General features: G+C 38.1%; 15 protein-coding genes. 5 read left to right on the top strand and 10 right to left on the bottom strand.

The features are described 5' to 3' along the window. Positions 1 to 70: 70 nt before the first annotated feature. The 3 genes from H0S70_RS06080 to H0S70_RS06070 all read right to left on the bottom strand — a co-directional run bounded on the left by H0S70_RS06080 (position 71) and on the right by H0S70_RS06070 (position 2,971). Positions 71 to 985, bottom strand: a complete 915-nt coding sequence (locus H0S70_RS06080; protein WP_188322065.1) for an AEC family transporter — start codon at positions 983 to 985, stop codon at positions 71 to 73. Positions 986 to 996: 11 nt separating this feature from the next. After that, positions 997 to 2,361: an orotidine-5'-phosphate decarboxylase gene (gene pyrF / locus H0S70_RS06075; RefSeq protein ID WP_188322064.1), complete on the bottom strand. Its 1,365-nt coding sequence runs from the start codon at positions 2,359 to 2,361 to the stop codon at positions 997 to 999. Between the two features lie 382 nt (positions 2,362 to 2,743). Then, positions 2,744 to 2,971, bottom strand: coding sequence for a cation transporting ATPase C-terminal domain-containing protein (locus tag H0S70_RS06070; RefSeq protein ID WP_188322063.1), 228 nt, complete (start codon positions 2,969 to 2,971; stop codon positions 2,744 to 2,746). Positions 2,972 to 3,206: 235 nt separating this feature from the next. Here H0S70_RS06070 and H0S70_RS06065 point away from each other — a divergent pair, with 235 nt between their 5' ends. Next, positions 3,207 to 4,757: a serine hydrolase gene (locus H0S70_RS06065; RefSeq protein WP_188322062.1), complete on the top strand. Its 1,551-nt coding sequence runs from the start codon at positions 3,207 to 3,209 to the stop codon at positions 4,755 to 4,757. A gap of 127 nt (positions 4,758 to 4,884) precedes the next feature. Here H0S70_RS06065 and H0S70_RS06060 read toward each other — a convergent pair whose 3' ends face one another. Together H0S70_RS06060 and H0S70_RS06055 are read right to left on the bottom strand one after the other, a co-directional pair. Next, positions 4,885 to 6,375 carry a Fic family protein gene (locus H0S70_RS06060; protein ID WP_123248116.1) on the bottom strand — a complete coding sequence of 497 codons (1,491 nt, stop codon included), beginning with the start codon at positions 6,373 to 6,375 and terminating at the stop codon, positions 4,885 to 4,887. Between the two features lie 113 nt (positions 6,376 to 6,488). Beyond that, a complete protein-coding gene (locus H0S70_RS06055; RefSeq protein ID WP_188322061.1) occupies positions 6,489 to 6,968 on the bottom strand; it encodes a SixA phosphatase family protein in 480 nt (159 codons plus the stop codon). 231 nt (positions 6,969 to 7,199) lie between these two features. On the opposite strand from H0S70_RS06055, the gene ruvX reads away from it, so the two are divergent. The 4 genes from ruvX to mazG all read left to right on the top strand — a co-directional run bounded on the left by ruvX (position 7,200) and on the right by mazG (position 9,741). Next, positions 7,200 to 7,616, top strand: a complete 417-nt coding sequence (gene ruvX / locus H0S70_RS06050) for a Holliday junction resolvase RuvX (RefSeq protein ID WP_188322060.1) — start codon at positions 7,200 to 7,202, stop codon at positions 7,614 to 7,616. Beyond that, on the top strand, positions 7,613 to 8,185 hold the full coding sequence (gene def, locus H0S70_RS06045) for a peptide deformylase (protein ID WP_188322059.1): 573 nt from the start codon (positions 7,613 to 7,615) through the stop codon (positions 8,183 to 8,185). The genes ruvX and def overlap by 4 nt, the downstream gene beginning before the upstream one ends. A 79-nt stretch (positions 8,186 to 8,264) precedes the next feature. Then, a complete protein-coding gene (locus tag H0S70_RS06040) occupies positions 8,265 to 8,834 on the top strand; it encodes a DUF5606 family protein (RefSeq protein WP_188322058.1) in 570 nt (189 codons plus the stop codon). A 136-nt stretch (positions 8,835 to 8,970) separates the two neighbouring features. Next, positions 8,971 to 9,741 carry a nucleoside triphosphate pyrophosphohydrolase gene (mazG, locus tag H0S70_RS06035; RefSeq protein WP_188322057.1) on the top strand — a complete coding sequence of 257 codons (771 nt, stop codon included), beginning with the start codon at positions 8,971 to 8,973 and terminating at the stop codon, positions 9,739 to 9,741. A gap of 197 nt (positions 9,742 to 9,938) precedes the next feature. Here the strand turns inward: mazG and H0S70_RS06030 are convergent, their stop codons facing one another. The 5 genes from H0S70_RS06030 to H0S70_RS06010 form a co-directional block, all read right to left on the bottom strand. After that, a complete protein-coding gene (locus H0S70_RS06030) occupies positions 9,939 to 10,175 on the bottom strand; it encodes a T9SS type A sorting domain-containing protein (RefSeq protein ID WP_188322056.1) in 237 nt (78 codons plus the stop codon). 140 nt (positions 10,176 to 10,315) lie between these two features. Continuing rightward, on the bottom strand, positions 10,316 to 10,891 hold the full coding sequence (locus tag H0S70_RS06025) for a hypothetical protein (RefSeq protein WP_188322055.1): 576 nt from the start codon (positions 10,889 to 10,891) through the stop codon (positions 10,316 to 10,318). A 115-nt stretch (positions 10,892 to 11,006) separates the two neighbouring features. Beyond that, positions 11,007 to 11,426: a DUF779 domain-containing protein gene (locus H0S70_RS06020; protein WP_188322054.1), complete on the bottom strand. Its 420-nt coding sequence runs from the start codon at positions 11,424 to 11,426 to the stop codon at positions 11,007 to 11,009. Positions 11,427 to 11,509: 83 nt separating this feature from the next. Continuing rightward, the gene (locus H0S70_RS06015; protein ID WP_188322053.1) at positions 11,510 to 13,018 is read right to left on the bottom strand and encodes an aldehyde dehydrogenase family protein; all 1,509 of its coding nucleotides are present in this window, start codon (positions 13,016 to 13,018) and stop codon (positions 11,510 to 11,512) included. Positions 13,019 to 13,236: 218 nt separating this feature from the next. Then, positions 13,237 to 14,625 carry an NADH-quinone oxidoreductase subunit N gene (locus H0S70_RS06010; RefSeq protein WP_188322052.1) on the bottom strand — a complete coding sequence of 463 codons (1,389 nt, stop codon included), beginning with the start codon at positions 14,623 to 14,625 and terminating at the stop codon, positions 13,237 to 13,239. Between the last annotated feature and the right edge of the window lie 21 nt (positions 14,626 to 14,646).

Genomic DNA, 14,646 nt, shown 5'->3' with positions numbered 1-14,646 from the left:
GACAAAAGAACAAATAATCAAATAGGTATGTTGTTTTTGCTTTATTTACAAAAGGTTTTCATTATTCAATTCAAACGAAAAAATGAAGAACCAAATACCAAAAAGCCAGCGTAATAAAAGCTAGAGGAATTCCCACGCCAACCATCAAATTGCAGAGTTTCGGTTCCAATTTATGTGCTGCGGCGATAATTCCCGCGGTAATCATCGGAGCCATTGCAGATTCCAAGAGCGATATTTCAATCATTTCACCGCTCTGTTTTAAAATGATAAAATAAAACAGAAAGATAAATGCTGGAAAGAGCATCAATTTAAATAAAAGACCCCAAAATAAAGGTTTGGTATCGGCGTCCAATTTCTGCCAATGAAGCTGACTGCCCACTGAAAATAATGCCAGCGGAACAGTTGTAGCTCCCAATTTATTTAAAACTTCATCAAGTTCATGCGGTATTTGAATATTTAAAACATTCAAAATAATTGCTACAGAAAATGCCAAAAATGGAGGAAACCGAATGATTTTTCCTGCAATGTGCGAAACTGTACTTTTGGTTCCTGAATAATAATTTGCCACTGCAATTCCCACTGTGGAAAGGGCTACAAAAGAACCGGGTTGATCCACCAGCATCACGGTTTTCAGTCCACTTCCCCCGTAAATCGCCTGAATGACCGGAATTCCTACAAACGAAGTGTTTCCGAAACCGGCACACATGATTAGCGCGCCGATTACGGATTTCGACCAGTTCATTTTTTTACCAAGAACGCTGAAAAAAACCATTGCCAAAAAAATATTCAGCCACGCAACAGCCACTGGAAAAACCACCTCGTAACTGATCACGATTTTCGGGATGTAATACAGCGAAAGCGCGGCAAGTGAAATATTAATAACAAAGGAGTTCAGCGCGACATGACCGTTTTCCGGAAAAAGTTTTGCTCTTCTGAAAAAAAATCCCAGAAATAAACAGAGAAACAGCAGAATAAGATTAGCCAACAATTCTATTTTTACGTTTGCAAACTTTCCAAATATGCATTCCAGCCGGCAATTTTGTAATTAAGCGCTGCTTTTTCGGCATCATCGGCTTTGTAAATTCCGCGGCCAACGATCATGAAATCGGTTTGTAAATTCCTGAAAACGTGTTCCGGTGTGTTGTATTGTTGCCCTTTTCCGTCACCAGAATCCGATAAATTCACACCGGGAGTGAAAAGTAAAAGTTCTTCCGGCAATTGTTTTTGGGAAACGCCACCAATCACATTCGGGTGAGATTGAGCCACTTTCAGCGCTTCTTCCTGATAATTTTTATCTGTTAAAGTTCCTTTGGACGACATTCCTAAAATCGCTACAACTCCCACATTCAGGAAGCAATCCAAAGAATCGTAACCGCCAATCACATGAGAAGTCACGAAATCTGCCCAGTTGGAAATCTTATAAATTCCATAAGAAAACTGCAATTCCTGGGTGTTTCCGATGTCGGCAAATTTTCGGTCTTCCATCAAAAGAAAATTATATTTTGTGGCCAAATCTTTCAGCGGAAGAATGGTTTTATCGGGATCGAAATCGGTGACGATATCAATATGAGTTTTTAGGGCAACGATGTGCGGACCCACTTTTTCAGCAAAATCCAATAGTTCCTGAGTGGTAATGACATCGGCGGAAGCAATCAGATTTGATTTTTTTTCAATCGAAATTTCCAATAGTTTTTTGGCAACAGAATGTTCTGCATTTTCGAGTTTCTGCTCATAAGTTGGGCGTTTTTTCTCTTCAAATTTCACCACATTTCCTTTCAGAAAGTCATCAATTCTCGTTACTTCATCATCGGATAAATGATTTTCTTCCTTTAAAATCGAACAAACTTCCGAAATCGTAAACAATGTATGAACGCGATAACCTTTGCTTTCGAGCATTTCTTTTCCTCCTTGTTGACGATCCAAAACAACCACAATATCAGAAACCGAAATTCCTTCATTTTCAATTTCCGGAATGGTTTCCAGAAGCGATTTCCCACTCGTGATGACGTCTTCCACCAAAAGACAGTTTTGACCTTTCTGGAAGATCCCTTCAATCATTTTCTTGGTGCCGTAGTCTTTTGCTTCTTTTCTTTTGATAATCAAAGGAAGGTAGCTTTCCAGCGACATCGCCGTTGCCATCGGAAGTGCAGCGTATGGAACACCACAAATGAGGTCGAAATTATCCAGCGGAAGCATATCCAAAAGATAATTGGCGAGTCGTTTTAATATTTTAGGATCAGAAGCCAATGGCCGAAGATCTACATAAAACGGGCTTTCAATACCGCTTTTCAGGGTAAACCGTCCGAATTTGATAATGCCGAGTTGGTAGCACTCGAGAAAGAATTCCTTTTTATTTTCCATTTACTTTTTACTTTAGGACAAAGTTAGGGTTTTCAGAGAAATTTTTCGGGTTCTTATTAGGTTAAAAAATCTTAAGAGGTTAAGAGGTTTAAGGGTTAAAAGGTTAAAAGGTTAAAAGGTTAAAAGGTTACAGGGTTAAGAGGTTACAAGGTTAAAAGATTAAAAGGCGTAAAAGGTTACAATTACCCGAATGAAAACCTTCTCACTAATACCCTTAGTGAATCTAAGGATCTTTAATTAAAAAAAAATTCGCTAAATTTTCGAAATTTGTTGGAATAGACTCACGGATTCAGGCAATTCAGCGGAATCCTTTTGAGGGAAAATCAACTTTGCAAAAAATAAATCTTTTCTCTTTCTTCTTTCTTCTTTCCTCTCAAAAAAGCTAACCCTCCGATTTCCTCATTCTTTTCCACAACTTAAATCCTTCAAACCAAATCACAGAAGCAAAAGCCACCAACGCAGCAAAACCAATCTCCTGCGCAGAAAGTGTGGTAACTTTGAAAAACCGAGTCACCGGATCGATGAAAAGAATCGCTGACAAAAACAAAAGGGTGACAAGACTTACTGCCAATTGTATTTTGGCGTTTCCGGTTATTTCTGCTCTTCTCATTTCAGCGTAATTGCATCCTTTGGCCTCACAGCATTCAGGACAATTTTCTTTAAAGGATTGGACGGGATTTTCAGATCTCTTTTGAGATGATCATTAAGCAAAAGATTAGCGATGCTTTGTTTTGGGTTTTAGAAACATTCATTCAAAAATCAAATTTATTGCAAAGCTTGCTCATTCCCGATATGCACATGCTCTGAAAAAATTTATATCTTCGTAGGGATTAAAATTTAACTTCATGAAACGTAATTTTTCCTTCCTGTTCATCCTGATTTCTTTATGGGCTTATTCCCAAGTTGAAGAGAAAAAACTGGATGAACTGATACAAAATACTTTAAAAACCTTTGACGTACCCGGAATGTCGGTCGGCATCATCAAAGACGGAGCATTGGTTTATGCAAAAGGATTTGGTGTAAGCTCATTGACCACTCAAAAGAAAATGGATCAAAATACCCTCGTGGGAATTGCGTCCAATTCCAAAGGGTTTACCGCAACTGCATTGGCGATTCTGGCGGATGAAGGCAAACTGAGTTTTGACGACAAAGTCACCCAATACCTCCCGGAGTTTCAGATGTACGATCCCTACGTTACCCGAAATATCACCATCAAGGATTTAATTACCCATCGAGCAGGACTCGGTTTAGGGCAGGGCGATTTGATGTTCTTCCCAGAAGGCGGAAATCTTACGGTGAATGACATCATCCACAATGTTCGGTACCTAAAACCTGAAAACGATTTCCGCACCACTTTGGATTACAACAACATCATGTTCATTGTAGCAGGTGAAATTATTCACCGTGTTTCTGGACTTTCTTGGGCAGAATTTATTGAGCAGAAAATTCTTAAACCGGTGGGGATGAACTCCAGCTTCGGAAGCTATAACCGAGCAAAAGCAGCGAAAGTAACCAACATCATCGATGCACACGCTCCGGTGGATGGAAGAGTAGTAGCAGTACCTCATGACTGGAACGAAACAGCCAACGCAGCCGGTGGAATCATCAGCAACATCACCGATATGGCGACTTGGGCGGAGTTCTTAATGAATGGTTTCACCACCAAAGACGGCAAGAAACTCGTTTCAGATAAACAAATTCAGCAACTGTGGAACCTACAGATTTCTACACCTGTAGCACTTAAAAATGCTTATGATTCTAATTTCGGGGGCTATGGTTTGGGCTGGTTCCTTACTGATGTTAAGGGGCATAAACAAGTATACCACACCGGTGGATTAATTGGTACTGTAACTCAATTTACCCTGATTCCTGATATGAAATTGGGCATTGTGGTGCTCACGAATCAGCAGAGTGGTGCGGCTTTCAATACCATTACCAATACTGTGAAAGATGCTTACCTCGGTGTACAAGATCGCAATTGGCTGAAAACCTACGGCGACAGAATGGCAAAAGTGGACGCCGATTTTACCAAAGGGAAAAAAGAGATTTTAGCAAAAGCAACCGCTTTCCAGAAAGAAAAAAACCTTCAACCTAAACCGGAACAGGTAGTAGGAACTTATCGTGATGAATGGTTCGGAGAGGTAATTGTAGCGCAGGAAGGAAAAACTTACAGAATTTATTGCAAGAACTCTCCGCGTTTGAAAGGTGAACTTCTACCTTATAGCAACAATACCTTTATTGCAAAATGGGATGATAGAAGCTATGATGCAGATGCATTTGTAATCTTTAATTATGATGAAAACGGCAAAGCGCAATCTGCAAAAATGAAACCCATTTCCGATGTCACCGATTTCAGTTTCGATTTTGATGATTTGGATTTGAAGAGAAAAGACTAGTTTTCTTTTTCAGTTAAAATAAAGAACCCCGGAAATCATGATTGACTAAGATTTACGGGGTTTACTATTGGAATCCACTGAATGATTTCCCTATTTAGTCCCTTATTTTTGAAGTGGGGACTAATATTCAGGAGAATATTGCTTGGTATATTTCTTCGATTCTTGAAAATTCATCTTCTGTTATTTCTGAGAAATTCTTTTTTCTACGGTTTGGGAAAACGCCTTTATTCTGGTGAAGAAATACAATTATTTCGTTGGCGCGTTGATCTGGCATATCGATTAAGTTTAAAATTTCCTTTTTCAATTCATCGTATCTTTCTAGAAAAACCAATTCATCATTAAGATCCTGCTTTATGGTTTCTTTGATTGTTTTTGCAAGAAATAAAGTTTGGGCTGTTAAATCTGGATATTTATAATAACTTTCTACTTCTTCAATATTGTTGATAATTAATTCACCTTCTTCATCTTTTGAAAACTGTATTCTTTTCATTAAATGCATTGAATAAGATTCTAAAATTGCATCATATTCAGCCATATTATTCAGCATATGTGCAGAAACTGGAATAATAACACCTTTTTCTACAAACCCGTCTCTCGCTAAAAAGTCATGTATCAAAAAACGGTGAATTCTTCCATTTCCGTCTAAAAACGGGTGAATAAATACAAATCCAAACGAAACAATGGCAGCTCGAATGATGGAGGAAAGGCTCCTGGTTTTTTCTTCTGAGATTAGAAGGCCATCCATCATAGGGTGAACCAACATAGAAGGCGGACAAACATAATGATAGATTTCTTCTAAACGATAATTGGTTTGCCCTATATAATTTTGGAATTTTCGATAACCATCCTGCTTATATCTCGGATCTACAATAGCATTTTGGAGATGGGTGAGGTTTTTTTCCGTTAAAGTTTCTTGTACAGATTTTTTACCTGCATCGTAAAGTAAATTTACAAAACGGTTCATTCTATCAGCCGTAGGCTTTTCACTTTCTATCTCATAAGAAGATTTAGTTTCCTTACGGTAAAGATATTGAGTTGCCCTATTGAAAATTTCTGCAGAATACTCGGATTTTAAATGCTCAATTTCACCTGAATAATCAACATTTAATAATTCTTTTAATTGGTGGGTATTCCTAACAATCGGGCAAAAATCTTTTCCTCCCAAAAGATTGTCATTAATCCTCCATTTACTGTTTTTATTGACGGAACTTGTAACATATTTTTCAGAATCTAAAAGATCTACGTAGTTTCCTTTTATTGAAAAATCAAGATAAAGTTTTTTTTCCGTAAGCCACTCGTAAAGAAAGCCAATCTTCCGAGAATATTTTCCTGTAGGATTTTTTTGGATGTATCGAATAATCTCATCTTCGTCCGTTTGTTTAAAAACTGCATTCAAAAAATCCAGATTGAAATCATCATATTTTAATCCAAATTCAATATGGGGGAGCATATCATCTTCTACAGGAGCATATTTTGCCCCAAAAGTTTCTTCAACTACATTATCAATTCCTATTTCGATCTTATTTCTCGATCCAATAATCGAAACATGCGTTAAATTAAAGTATTGAAGATTCAAATGTTCTTTCAGCCATTGAAATCCTGCAGTTTGTCCTCGCATATAGCAGTAATTTTAATATTTATGCTGTAAAATTATTAAAATTAAATCAAAGTGAAGTAAAATAGTTACACCTACATTTGTCTAAACTCAAATTGTAGGCTAAGTTTGAAAACTTACTTCAAGTTTTTGGGCTCATAAAAGAACAGCAACTTTTTATCAGCATTTTCAAATTCCGACCATGAGTCGCAATCAATGGAAAAAGCGCCTACTCCGCAAGTAGGAAACGAGAAAATCTGCTCACTGATCATATTGGCAAAATTCGAAATCCCGTTGTTATGCGAAAACATCGCCACGGAATTCACGTCATCGTTCAAGTCATAAATCACCGATTCGAAATTGCTTTCATTGGCATTATAGAGTTTTCTATTGGTTAATATTTCAATGTGATACGTTTCGTTGAAAATTTCACAAGTATGTAAAGCGCGCAAAGCCGGACTGGAAATGAACTGATCGATGTGGATTCCGTTTTGCATTAAGTAAGCAGCCATTTTATGGGCGTTTTCAATGCCTCGTTCGGCCAATGGACGATCGAAATCTTCGGTATCTTCGGGCCAATCGCTTTTGGCATGGCGCACCAGTATAAGTGTTTTCATACGTATCGAAATTTTGGAAAATTAAAATTAATCAAAAATTTAACAACTTGATCATTAATCTGCTTTAAGATGATAAATTTCACTCACTTTAGGTCTTTTTTTTAATGAAAATAAAAAAATCCATCATAATCTTATTGGTTTTTAAATAATTAAAGTGTGCTTTTCTAACCGTTGAGGCTTAGTTTTTTTTAATTTTGTGCGCAAAGACAAATATTTGTAAATTTGCAGACTATGGGGCAAATAATGGCGGTTGATTACGGAAAAAAAAGGTGTGGAATCGCGGTAACGGATGATATGCAGATCATTGCGACCGGATTGCCGACCGTAGCTACCCAAGATATTTTTGAGTTTTGTACTGCTTATTTTGCTGAAAACAAAGTGGAAGAAGTAGTGGTTGGCATACCAACTGATTTGAAAGGAAACCTCTCGGAAGTCGAGCAAGATATCCTGGAATTTATCAGGAAGTTCCAAAGCCAATTTCCGGAGATTGCGGTGCACCGTTTTGATGAAAGGTTTACCTCCAAAATGGCTTCATTTTTTATCTCCCAAAGTGGAAAAAACAAAAAGAAAAGAGAAGAAAAAGGGTTGATTGACAAAGTAAGCGCTACCCTGATTTTGCAAAATTATTTAGAACAGAAACAAAAATGATTTTACCAATACGTGCATTCGGCGATGCAGTTTTAAGAAAAACCTGCCACAATATCGATCAGGGTTATCCTGATCTCCATGAACTCATTCAGAACATGTATGAAACTATGGAATCAGCAAACGGTATCGGTTTGGCAGCGCCACAGGTTGGATTGGATATCCGTCTTTTTGTGGTGGATCTTTCGCCTCTGGCGGAAGATGAAGATTATGCCGATATTGCTGAAGAATTGAAAGATTTCAAGAAAGTTTTCATTAATGCTAAAATCCTCGAGGAATCTGGTGAAGAATGGAAATTTAATGAAGGTTGTCTTTCCATACCCGATGTTCGCGAAGATGTGAAGAGAAAAGAAACCATCCTTATCGAATACTACGATGAAAATTTCGTGAAACATACCGATACTTTCTCCGATATGAGAGCCCGTGTAATTCAGCACGAGTATGACCATATCGAGGGAATTCTTTTCACCGATCACCTAAGTTCTTTGAAGAAAAAACTAGTAAAAGGCAAATTGGTGAAAATCTCTCATGGTGACGTAGCTGTAAACTATAAAATGAGATTTCCAAAATAAGTAAAAACGAACAACGGAAGTTTTATCAATCGGTAATCCGCTTTAAATATCATAAAAATTCAAACAAAAAAATAAGAAAATGCAGTTAGAAAAAATAATTTCAATCTCTGGAAAACCAGGGCTTTACAAATTAGTTTCACAGTTGAAAAATGGTTTTATCATTGAAGATGTTATGACCAAGAAGAAAGTAAGTATTGGCAATACCTCACAGGTTAGTTTGCTAGATAACATCGCGATGTTCACTTTCGATAAAGAGGTTCCTTTGTTTGAAGTCTTTGAAAACATTGCAAAAAACAACGATTATAAAGAAACGATTTCTCATAAATCTTCAGATGCTGACCTTAGAGCTTTTATGTTGGAATCTCTTCCGGATTATGATACTGAAAGAGTTTATGTTTCAGACATCAAGAAACTGGCGCAGTGGTACAATATCCTGAACAAAGCTGGATACATCACTCCTGAAAGTTTCGTAAAAGCAGAAGTTCCTGCCGAAGAAAAAACGGAGAACCAACCTGCTGCTGAGGTTACAGAGAAAAAAACTGCGAAAAAAGCGACACCGAAAACTGACAAGCCAGCTGCACCTAAAGTTAAAGCTTCAACTTCTTCCGCAAAAGGTGCCCCGAAAAGTACGCACAGAAAAATGGGCTAAACAATAGTCATACGAATTAAAACCTTGTCTTAAACAGCAAGGTTTTTTTATTTAAATCACGTAAATTTGTAATTCGTCACCAACATCAAATACCCAACATCCAAAACCCATCATCCCGCATCCAACACCCATCAACATGAACACCAAACAACAGAAACTCGATGCTTTTTCCCGCCTTTTAGACATTATGGACGATCTTCGGGAGAAATGTCCGTGGGACAGAAAGCAAGATTTACAATCTCTGAGACCCCTTACTTTGGAGGAAGTTTACGAACTTTCGGACGCATTGTTGAAAGAGGATTTAACCGAAATTAAAAAAGAACTCGGCGATGTATTGCTGCATTTGGTTTTTTATGCCAAAATTGGTTCCGAAAAAGGTAGTTTCGATATCGCGGATGTCATCAATTCTTTAAACGAAAAACTCATTTTCCGTCATCCACATATTTACGGAGATGTTGAGGTAAAAGATGAAGAAGAAGTAAAGCAAAACTGGGAAAAACTGAAGTTGAAAGAAGGCAATAAATCGGTGCTTTCCGGTGTTACCAAAGGAACTCCGAGTATGGTAAAAGCATTTAGAATTCAAGAAAAAGTAAAAGGAATTGGTTTCGAATTTGCGGACGCTGAAGACGCCTGGAAAAAAGTAGATGAAGAACTCGCGGAGTTCCACGCAGAAAAAGATTTAGCAAAAAAAGAAGTGGAATTGGGCGATGTTTTCTTTTCGCTGATCAATTATGCCAGACTTTCGGGCATTAATCCGGACTCCGCTCTGGAAAAAACCAATATCAAGTTTATTTCCCGCTTTCAGAAAATGGAGCAGTTGGCATCGGATAAAAATTTAAAACTGGAAGACCTCTCGCTGGAGGAAATGGATAAACTTTGGGAAGAAGCCAAAGTCATGATCCGATAAAGACCCATCATTATTGTGAGTGTATGTAACATATAATTTGTTTTAGTCTTGAATGTTCGTTAGCCTTTCGCCACAAAAGGACTTTTAAGGAACACTAAATTTCTGAAAGTGTAAAATAAAAGACACTTCGAGAGAAATGTCTTTTATTAAAATGATTACATATCACGTTGTGCCTCAGAATTCGGGGTGAGCAGATTTTAATTTTTCATGAATTTTGTAGATTCTGTATTCCCTTCCTTGTCCGTAAGTTTCAGAACATAAGAACCCACTGGCAGGCGCGAAAGATTGATGCTCTTTCCGGTCATTTTATCTGAAGCAACCCTTTGTCCGGCCATATTATAAACAGAATAAGAAGAAAATTCCTGCCCAGATTTTATAAACAGCATGTCTTTTACAGGATTTGGGTAAATATTTACAGCCGCTCCAATTTTCACTGAATTTGTACCTAACGGACCATCTGAAGTAATTTCTACCTGTGTAAAGTTGCCCTGTAAAACGTCGCCTGTAGATTGCCACAGTGCTGAATATAAAGTCCCATAACCCGCCGAACTTGTAGAAGCTGCCTGAACACTTCTTAAGGAATTCCGGTTCCGCTGTGTCGGACTTCTATCAGGAGGTTGTCACCGTTATACTGCCATGCACTTGTAAAATTAATCTTAAAACTGAAATTGTTGGGATTGGAACCGATCGTGAGCGCACCTGCCGGAATCTGTAAACTTCCGGAGCGTACCTGAGTTTGTGTACCTACCACATTAGCGGCAAAATTAAGCTGTCGCTCCGATGGTTCAACACTCTCACTCAGATAAATATCAAATGCATTCATCGTCAAATTGTTCGGTGGCCAACTGGTAGCTGTACTTGCCGGCAGCCTGAAGGAAATGGAGGTAAGGTTTTTTCCGACGAGGGAAGTAAGGAGCGTATCATCGATAATCATCTGTAACTGTCTAGCGGCATTTCCATAAGGACCGATGAATGCACTGCCCTCATTGGAATCGGGTATTACCAAAGCTGTTTGTGCCTTGGTGGTCGTATATCCGGCCATCATCATAAATCCTATGACAACGGAAGATATACGTTTGTTCAGAATCCGCAAAGAAAGGGCTTTTGGAAGGTAATCCTGTTTAGTGAAAAGAGTAGTTTTTGTTTCCATAATTGAATATTTAGTTGATAATGAAATTAGTAAAAAATATGAATAATAAAGCTGTCAATTAAAAAATTAACAGCTTTTAAAAATAATATTTGCCGGGTATATCTTTTATTCTGATTTAAATTTTCTGCGAATTCTCTTTTTCCTGAATCAAATACTGATGATAAAGCAGTGGTTCTTCGAGATTTTCGAGTTCTTCTTTGGATAAAACCCGATAATTGATTTTAAAGGTTTTTTTCTTTGCAGTTTCCAGTGAAAATCCGCCTGCTCCGAAACCATCGGTAACATCGAGTTCAAAATGGTTGTATTTCCAATATTCATATAAATCGTGATCCACCCAAAAATAAAAACCTAGAACAGTACCGATGCATACATCCTTTGTTCGCGGATAATAATGTCCTTTGCGAAAACATTGTGGCTGGGTACCTTCGCAGCAGCCACCTGCTTGATAAAACATCAAATCTCCAAATTCTTCATAGAGTTCCTTGATCAGTTCCAAAGCTTTTGGGGTTGCGGAAAGTCGCTGTGTATTGTTCATCGTTAATGATTTTTATGGTGAAAGATTCTTTCATTTACAAGAAAAAAAAGACGGATTTTTTTGAGAAATCCGCCTTAATTTATTTAGAAGAATCCTAATTTTTCTTTGCTGTAAGAAATTAGCATATTCTTGGTTTGGCGGTAATGATAGAGCATCATTTTGTGATTTTCTCTACCGATTCCCGACAGTTTGTAACCTCCGAAAGGTGCTCCTGCAGGATAAGAATGGTATTGGTTTACCCAAACTCTTCCTGCCTGGATTGCTCTTGGTACTTGGTACAATTGGTGAGCATCTCTGGTCCAAACTCCGGCTCCTAAACCATAAATGGTATCGTTTGCGATCGCGATCGCATCTGCTTCATCCTTGAAAGTGGTTACCGCAAGTACGGGTCCGAAGATTTCTTCCTGGAAAACTCTCATTTTATTGTGGCCTTTCAGTAGTGTAGGTTGGATGTAGTACCCGTTTTTCAATTCGCCTTCCAAAGAATTAGCGTCGCCTCCTGTTAGCACTTCGCAACCTTCTTCTTTACCAAGGTTGATGTAGCTAAGGATTTTGTCGTACTGGATTTTTGAAGCTTGCGCACCGATCATTGTCGAAGTATCGAGAGGATTTCCTGCTTTAATGGCTTTAACGCGTTCTACGACTCTTTCGATGAATTTGTCAGCAATACTTTCCTGTACCAGTAATCGGGATGGACAAGTACAGATTTCACCTTGGTTTAAGGCAAATAATACGGCTCCTTCCAACGCTTTGTCAAAGAAGGAATCATCTTCATTCATCACGGATTCGAAGAAAACGTTTGGCGATTTACCTCCCAATTCCAAAGTTACCGGAATGATGTTTTCAGTAGCATATTGCATCACCAGTCTTCCTGTTGCAGTAGAACCCGTGAATGCTGCTTTTGCCACTTTTTTGTTGGTAACTAAGGCATGACCTAATTCTCCTCCAAAACCATTTACAATATTAACGACTCCCGGTGGAAGCAAATCGCCGATGATTTCCATCAATACCAAAATTGAGATTGGCGTACTTTCAGCCGGTTTCAGTACCACGCAGTTTCCTGCTGCCAAAGCTGGAGCAAGTTTCCAAACAGCCATCAGAATCGGGAAATTCCAAGGAATAATTTGAGCAATCACTCCTAAAGGTTCATTCACAATTAAGGAAACCGTATCGTTGTCTAATTCCATTAAGGAACCTTCTTCTGCTCGAATTACCCCGGCGAAATATCTGAAATGGTCTATCGCCAAAGGAATATCGGCATTCAGGGTTTCGCGAACTGGTTTTCCATTGTCCATGGTTTCTACCACCGCAATTTTTTCCAGGTTGGCTTTCATGCGATCCGCAATTTTATTGAGGATGTTGCTTCTTTCGGTTACGGAAGTTTTTCCCCAAGTTACGAAAGCCGCTTCCGCAGCATTCACTGCCATTTCCAAATCTTGTTCGTTGGAATGTGCCGCTTGGCTCATCACTGTTCCATCCAATGGGGTGATTACATCAAAATATTTTCCACTTGCCGGTGGAGTCCATTGTCCGTTAATGTAGTTGTCGTACTTTTCTTTCAGTTGTACTCTGTCATAAACTTTTGAACTCATTGTTGAATTATTTAATAATTTTATTAAAGTTATCGATTCCTTAATGAACGGAAAAGCCAAAATTTGTTAAAATTTCATTGATGACTTTATTTACTTTGATCGATTATTTCAATACTATGAAAAAACGTTTGTAAATCAATGAAATAGGTTAATTTTTTACTTAAATAAAAAAAACGCAACTCCGAAGAATTGCGTTTTAAAATGTATTTCATGTAGGTTTATAAACCAAATTGTTTTGCAAACAAATCCGGGAAAATACCCATTGCCAAAAGCGCTACAATGATGAATACCGCTACAATATTATAGGTAAGTGGTACTCTTTCCGAAGTTTTGAAACTGCTTTCTTTCGGGAAAAACATCATCATGATCAATCGTAAATAGTAAGCGATAGAGATTGCTGATCCCAATACTGCGATTAATACCATGAAAGTTCCCATTTTTGGATACTGAATGGCTTGTGCAAAGATGGAAAATTTTCCCATGAAACCTGCAGTAAGTGGTATTCCCGCCATAGATAACATAGAAACAGCGGCCGCGACTGCCATAATCGGTTCCGACTGGGCAAGACCTTTGAATGCGTTGTACGAGGTTTCTCGTTTAAGTTTTTCTACCCAGATCAAACAAGACATTACCCCAACTGTTGCGATAGAATAGGCGAAAAGGTAAAATGCAAGGTTGTATGCTGAAAGATTATTTAAACCAAAGAAAATTAATCCCAGATATCCAACGTGAGATACGGAAGAATAAGCCAACATTCTTTTGGCATTGCTCTGTGCAAGTCCCATCGTATTCGCAAGGAACAAAGTGATGATGATTAAAACCCCGATGATATTGATCCACTCACCGATAATTCCTGCAAAACCAATTGTCATTACTCTAAACAAAGAGAAGAACGCTGAAATTTTTACCACCGACATCATGAAAGCAGTAATCAAAGAAGGTGAACCTTGATAAACATCCGGACTCCACATGTGGAAAGGTGCCATAGAAACTTTAAATGATAACGCAGCCAACATCAATACTGCTCCTGCAACAAACATCAAGTCTTTCGGATTGGCGATGGAGTATTGATGAACCGTGTAAAGATCAAAACTTCCTGCAGTTCCATAGATTAGGGCAATTCCAAATAAAAGGAAACCGGTGGCAAATGCACCCATCAAGAAGTATTTGATAGAAGCTTCGTTGGAACGAATGTTAGTCTTATTGCTACCTGCCAAAACATACAACGGAATGGAAAGAATCTCAATTCCGAGGAATAAAGTCACCAAATTTTGGAATCCAAACAAGATAATTCCTCCGGACAGCGAGAATAAAATCAACGCGTACAATTCGGATTGATGACTTCTGTGATTGTTGAATGCAAAACTTCCCAAAAAGAAAAGCAACAAGGTTACCAGGATAGAAATTTTGGTAAACAGCGCCGCGTTCGGACCAAATTCGAACATGGCTTTGTATTGACTAAAGAAAGAACATTCCGGCAGAAAGCTTACATATAACGCGATGAGAAGCCCTAAAATACCGATATATCGTGAAAATTTTCCTTTTTCGAAAACTCCTGCAAACAATGCGGCAACTGCAGTTAGGAATATAATGATTAAAACGCTCATTTAATTTAGATTTGAGATTTT

This window comes from Chryseobacterium manosquense, assembly GCF_014623485.1.
Classification (GTDB): Bacteria; Bacteroidota; Bacteroidia; order Flavobacteriales; family Weeksellaceae; genus Kaistella; species Kaistella haifensis.
The sequence above is the reverse complement of the archived record's forward strand: the minus strand, read 5'-3'. Positions and strand labels throughout refer to the sequence as shown.

Coding starts and splice junctions, on each gene's coding strand:
- H0S70_RS06070 (WP_188322063.1), bottom strand. CDS start 2,971: ATGAGAAGAGCAGAAATAACCGGAAACGCCAAAATACAATTGGCAGTA.
- H0S70_RS06010 (WP_188322052.1), bottom strand. CDS start 14,625: ATGAGCGTTTTAATCATTATATTCCTAACTGCAGTTGCCGCATTGTTT.
- mazG (WP_188322057.1), top strand. CDS start 8,971: ATGAACACCAAACAACAGAAACTCGATGCTTTTTCCCGCCTTTTAGAC.
- H0S70_RS06055 (WP_188322061.1), bottom strand. CDS start 6,968: ATGAAAACACTTATACTGGTGCGCCATGCCAAAAGCGATTGGCCCGAA.
- H0S70_RS06060 (WP_123248116.1), bottom strand. CDS start 6,375: ATGCGAGGACAAACTGCAGGATTTCAATGGCTGAAAGAACATTTGAAT.
- H0S70_RS06020 (WP_188322054.1), bottom strand. CDS start 11,426: ATGAACAATACACAGCGACTTTCCGCAACCCCAAAAGCTTTGGAACTG.
- ruvX (WP_188322060.1), top strand. CDS start 7,200: ATGGGGCAAATAATGGCGGTTGATTACGGAAAAAAAAGGTGTGGAATC.
- pyrF (WP_188322064.1), bottom strand. CDS start 2,361: ATGGAAAATAAAAAGGAATTCTTTCTCGAGTGCTACCAACTCGGCATT.
- def (WP_188322059.1), top strand. CDS start 7,613: ATGATTTTACCAATACGTGCATTCGGCGATGCAGTTTTAAGAAAAACC.
- H0S70_RS06025 (WP_188322055.1), bottom strand. CDS start 10,891: ATGGAAACAAAAACTACTCTTTTCACTAAACAGGATTACCTTCCAAAA.
- H0S70_RS06015 (WP_188322053.1), bottom strand. CDS start 13,018: ATGAGTTCAAAAGTTTATGACAGAGTACAACTGAAAGAAAAGTACGAC.
- H0S70_RS06065 (WP_188322062.1), top strand. CDS start 3,207: ATGAAACGTAATTTTTCCTTCCTGTTCATCCTGATTTCTTTATGGGCT.
- H0S70_RS06040 (WP_188322058.1), top strand. CDS start 8,265: ATGCAGTTAGAAAAAATAATTTCAATCTCTGGAAAACCAGGGCTTTAC.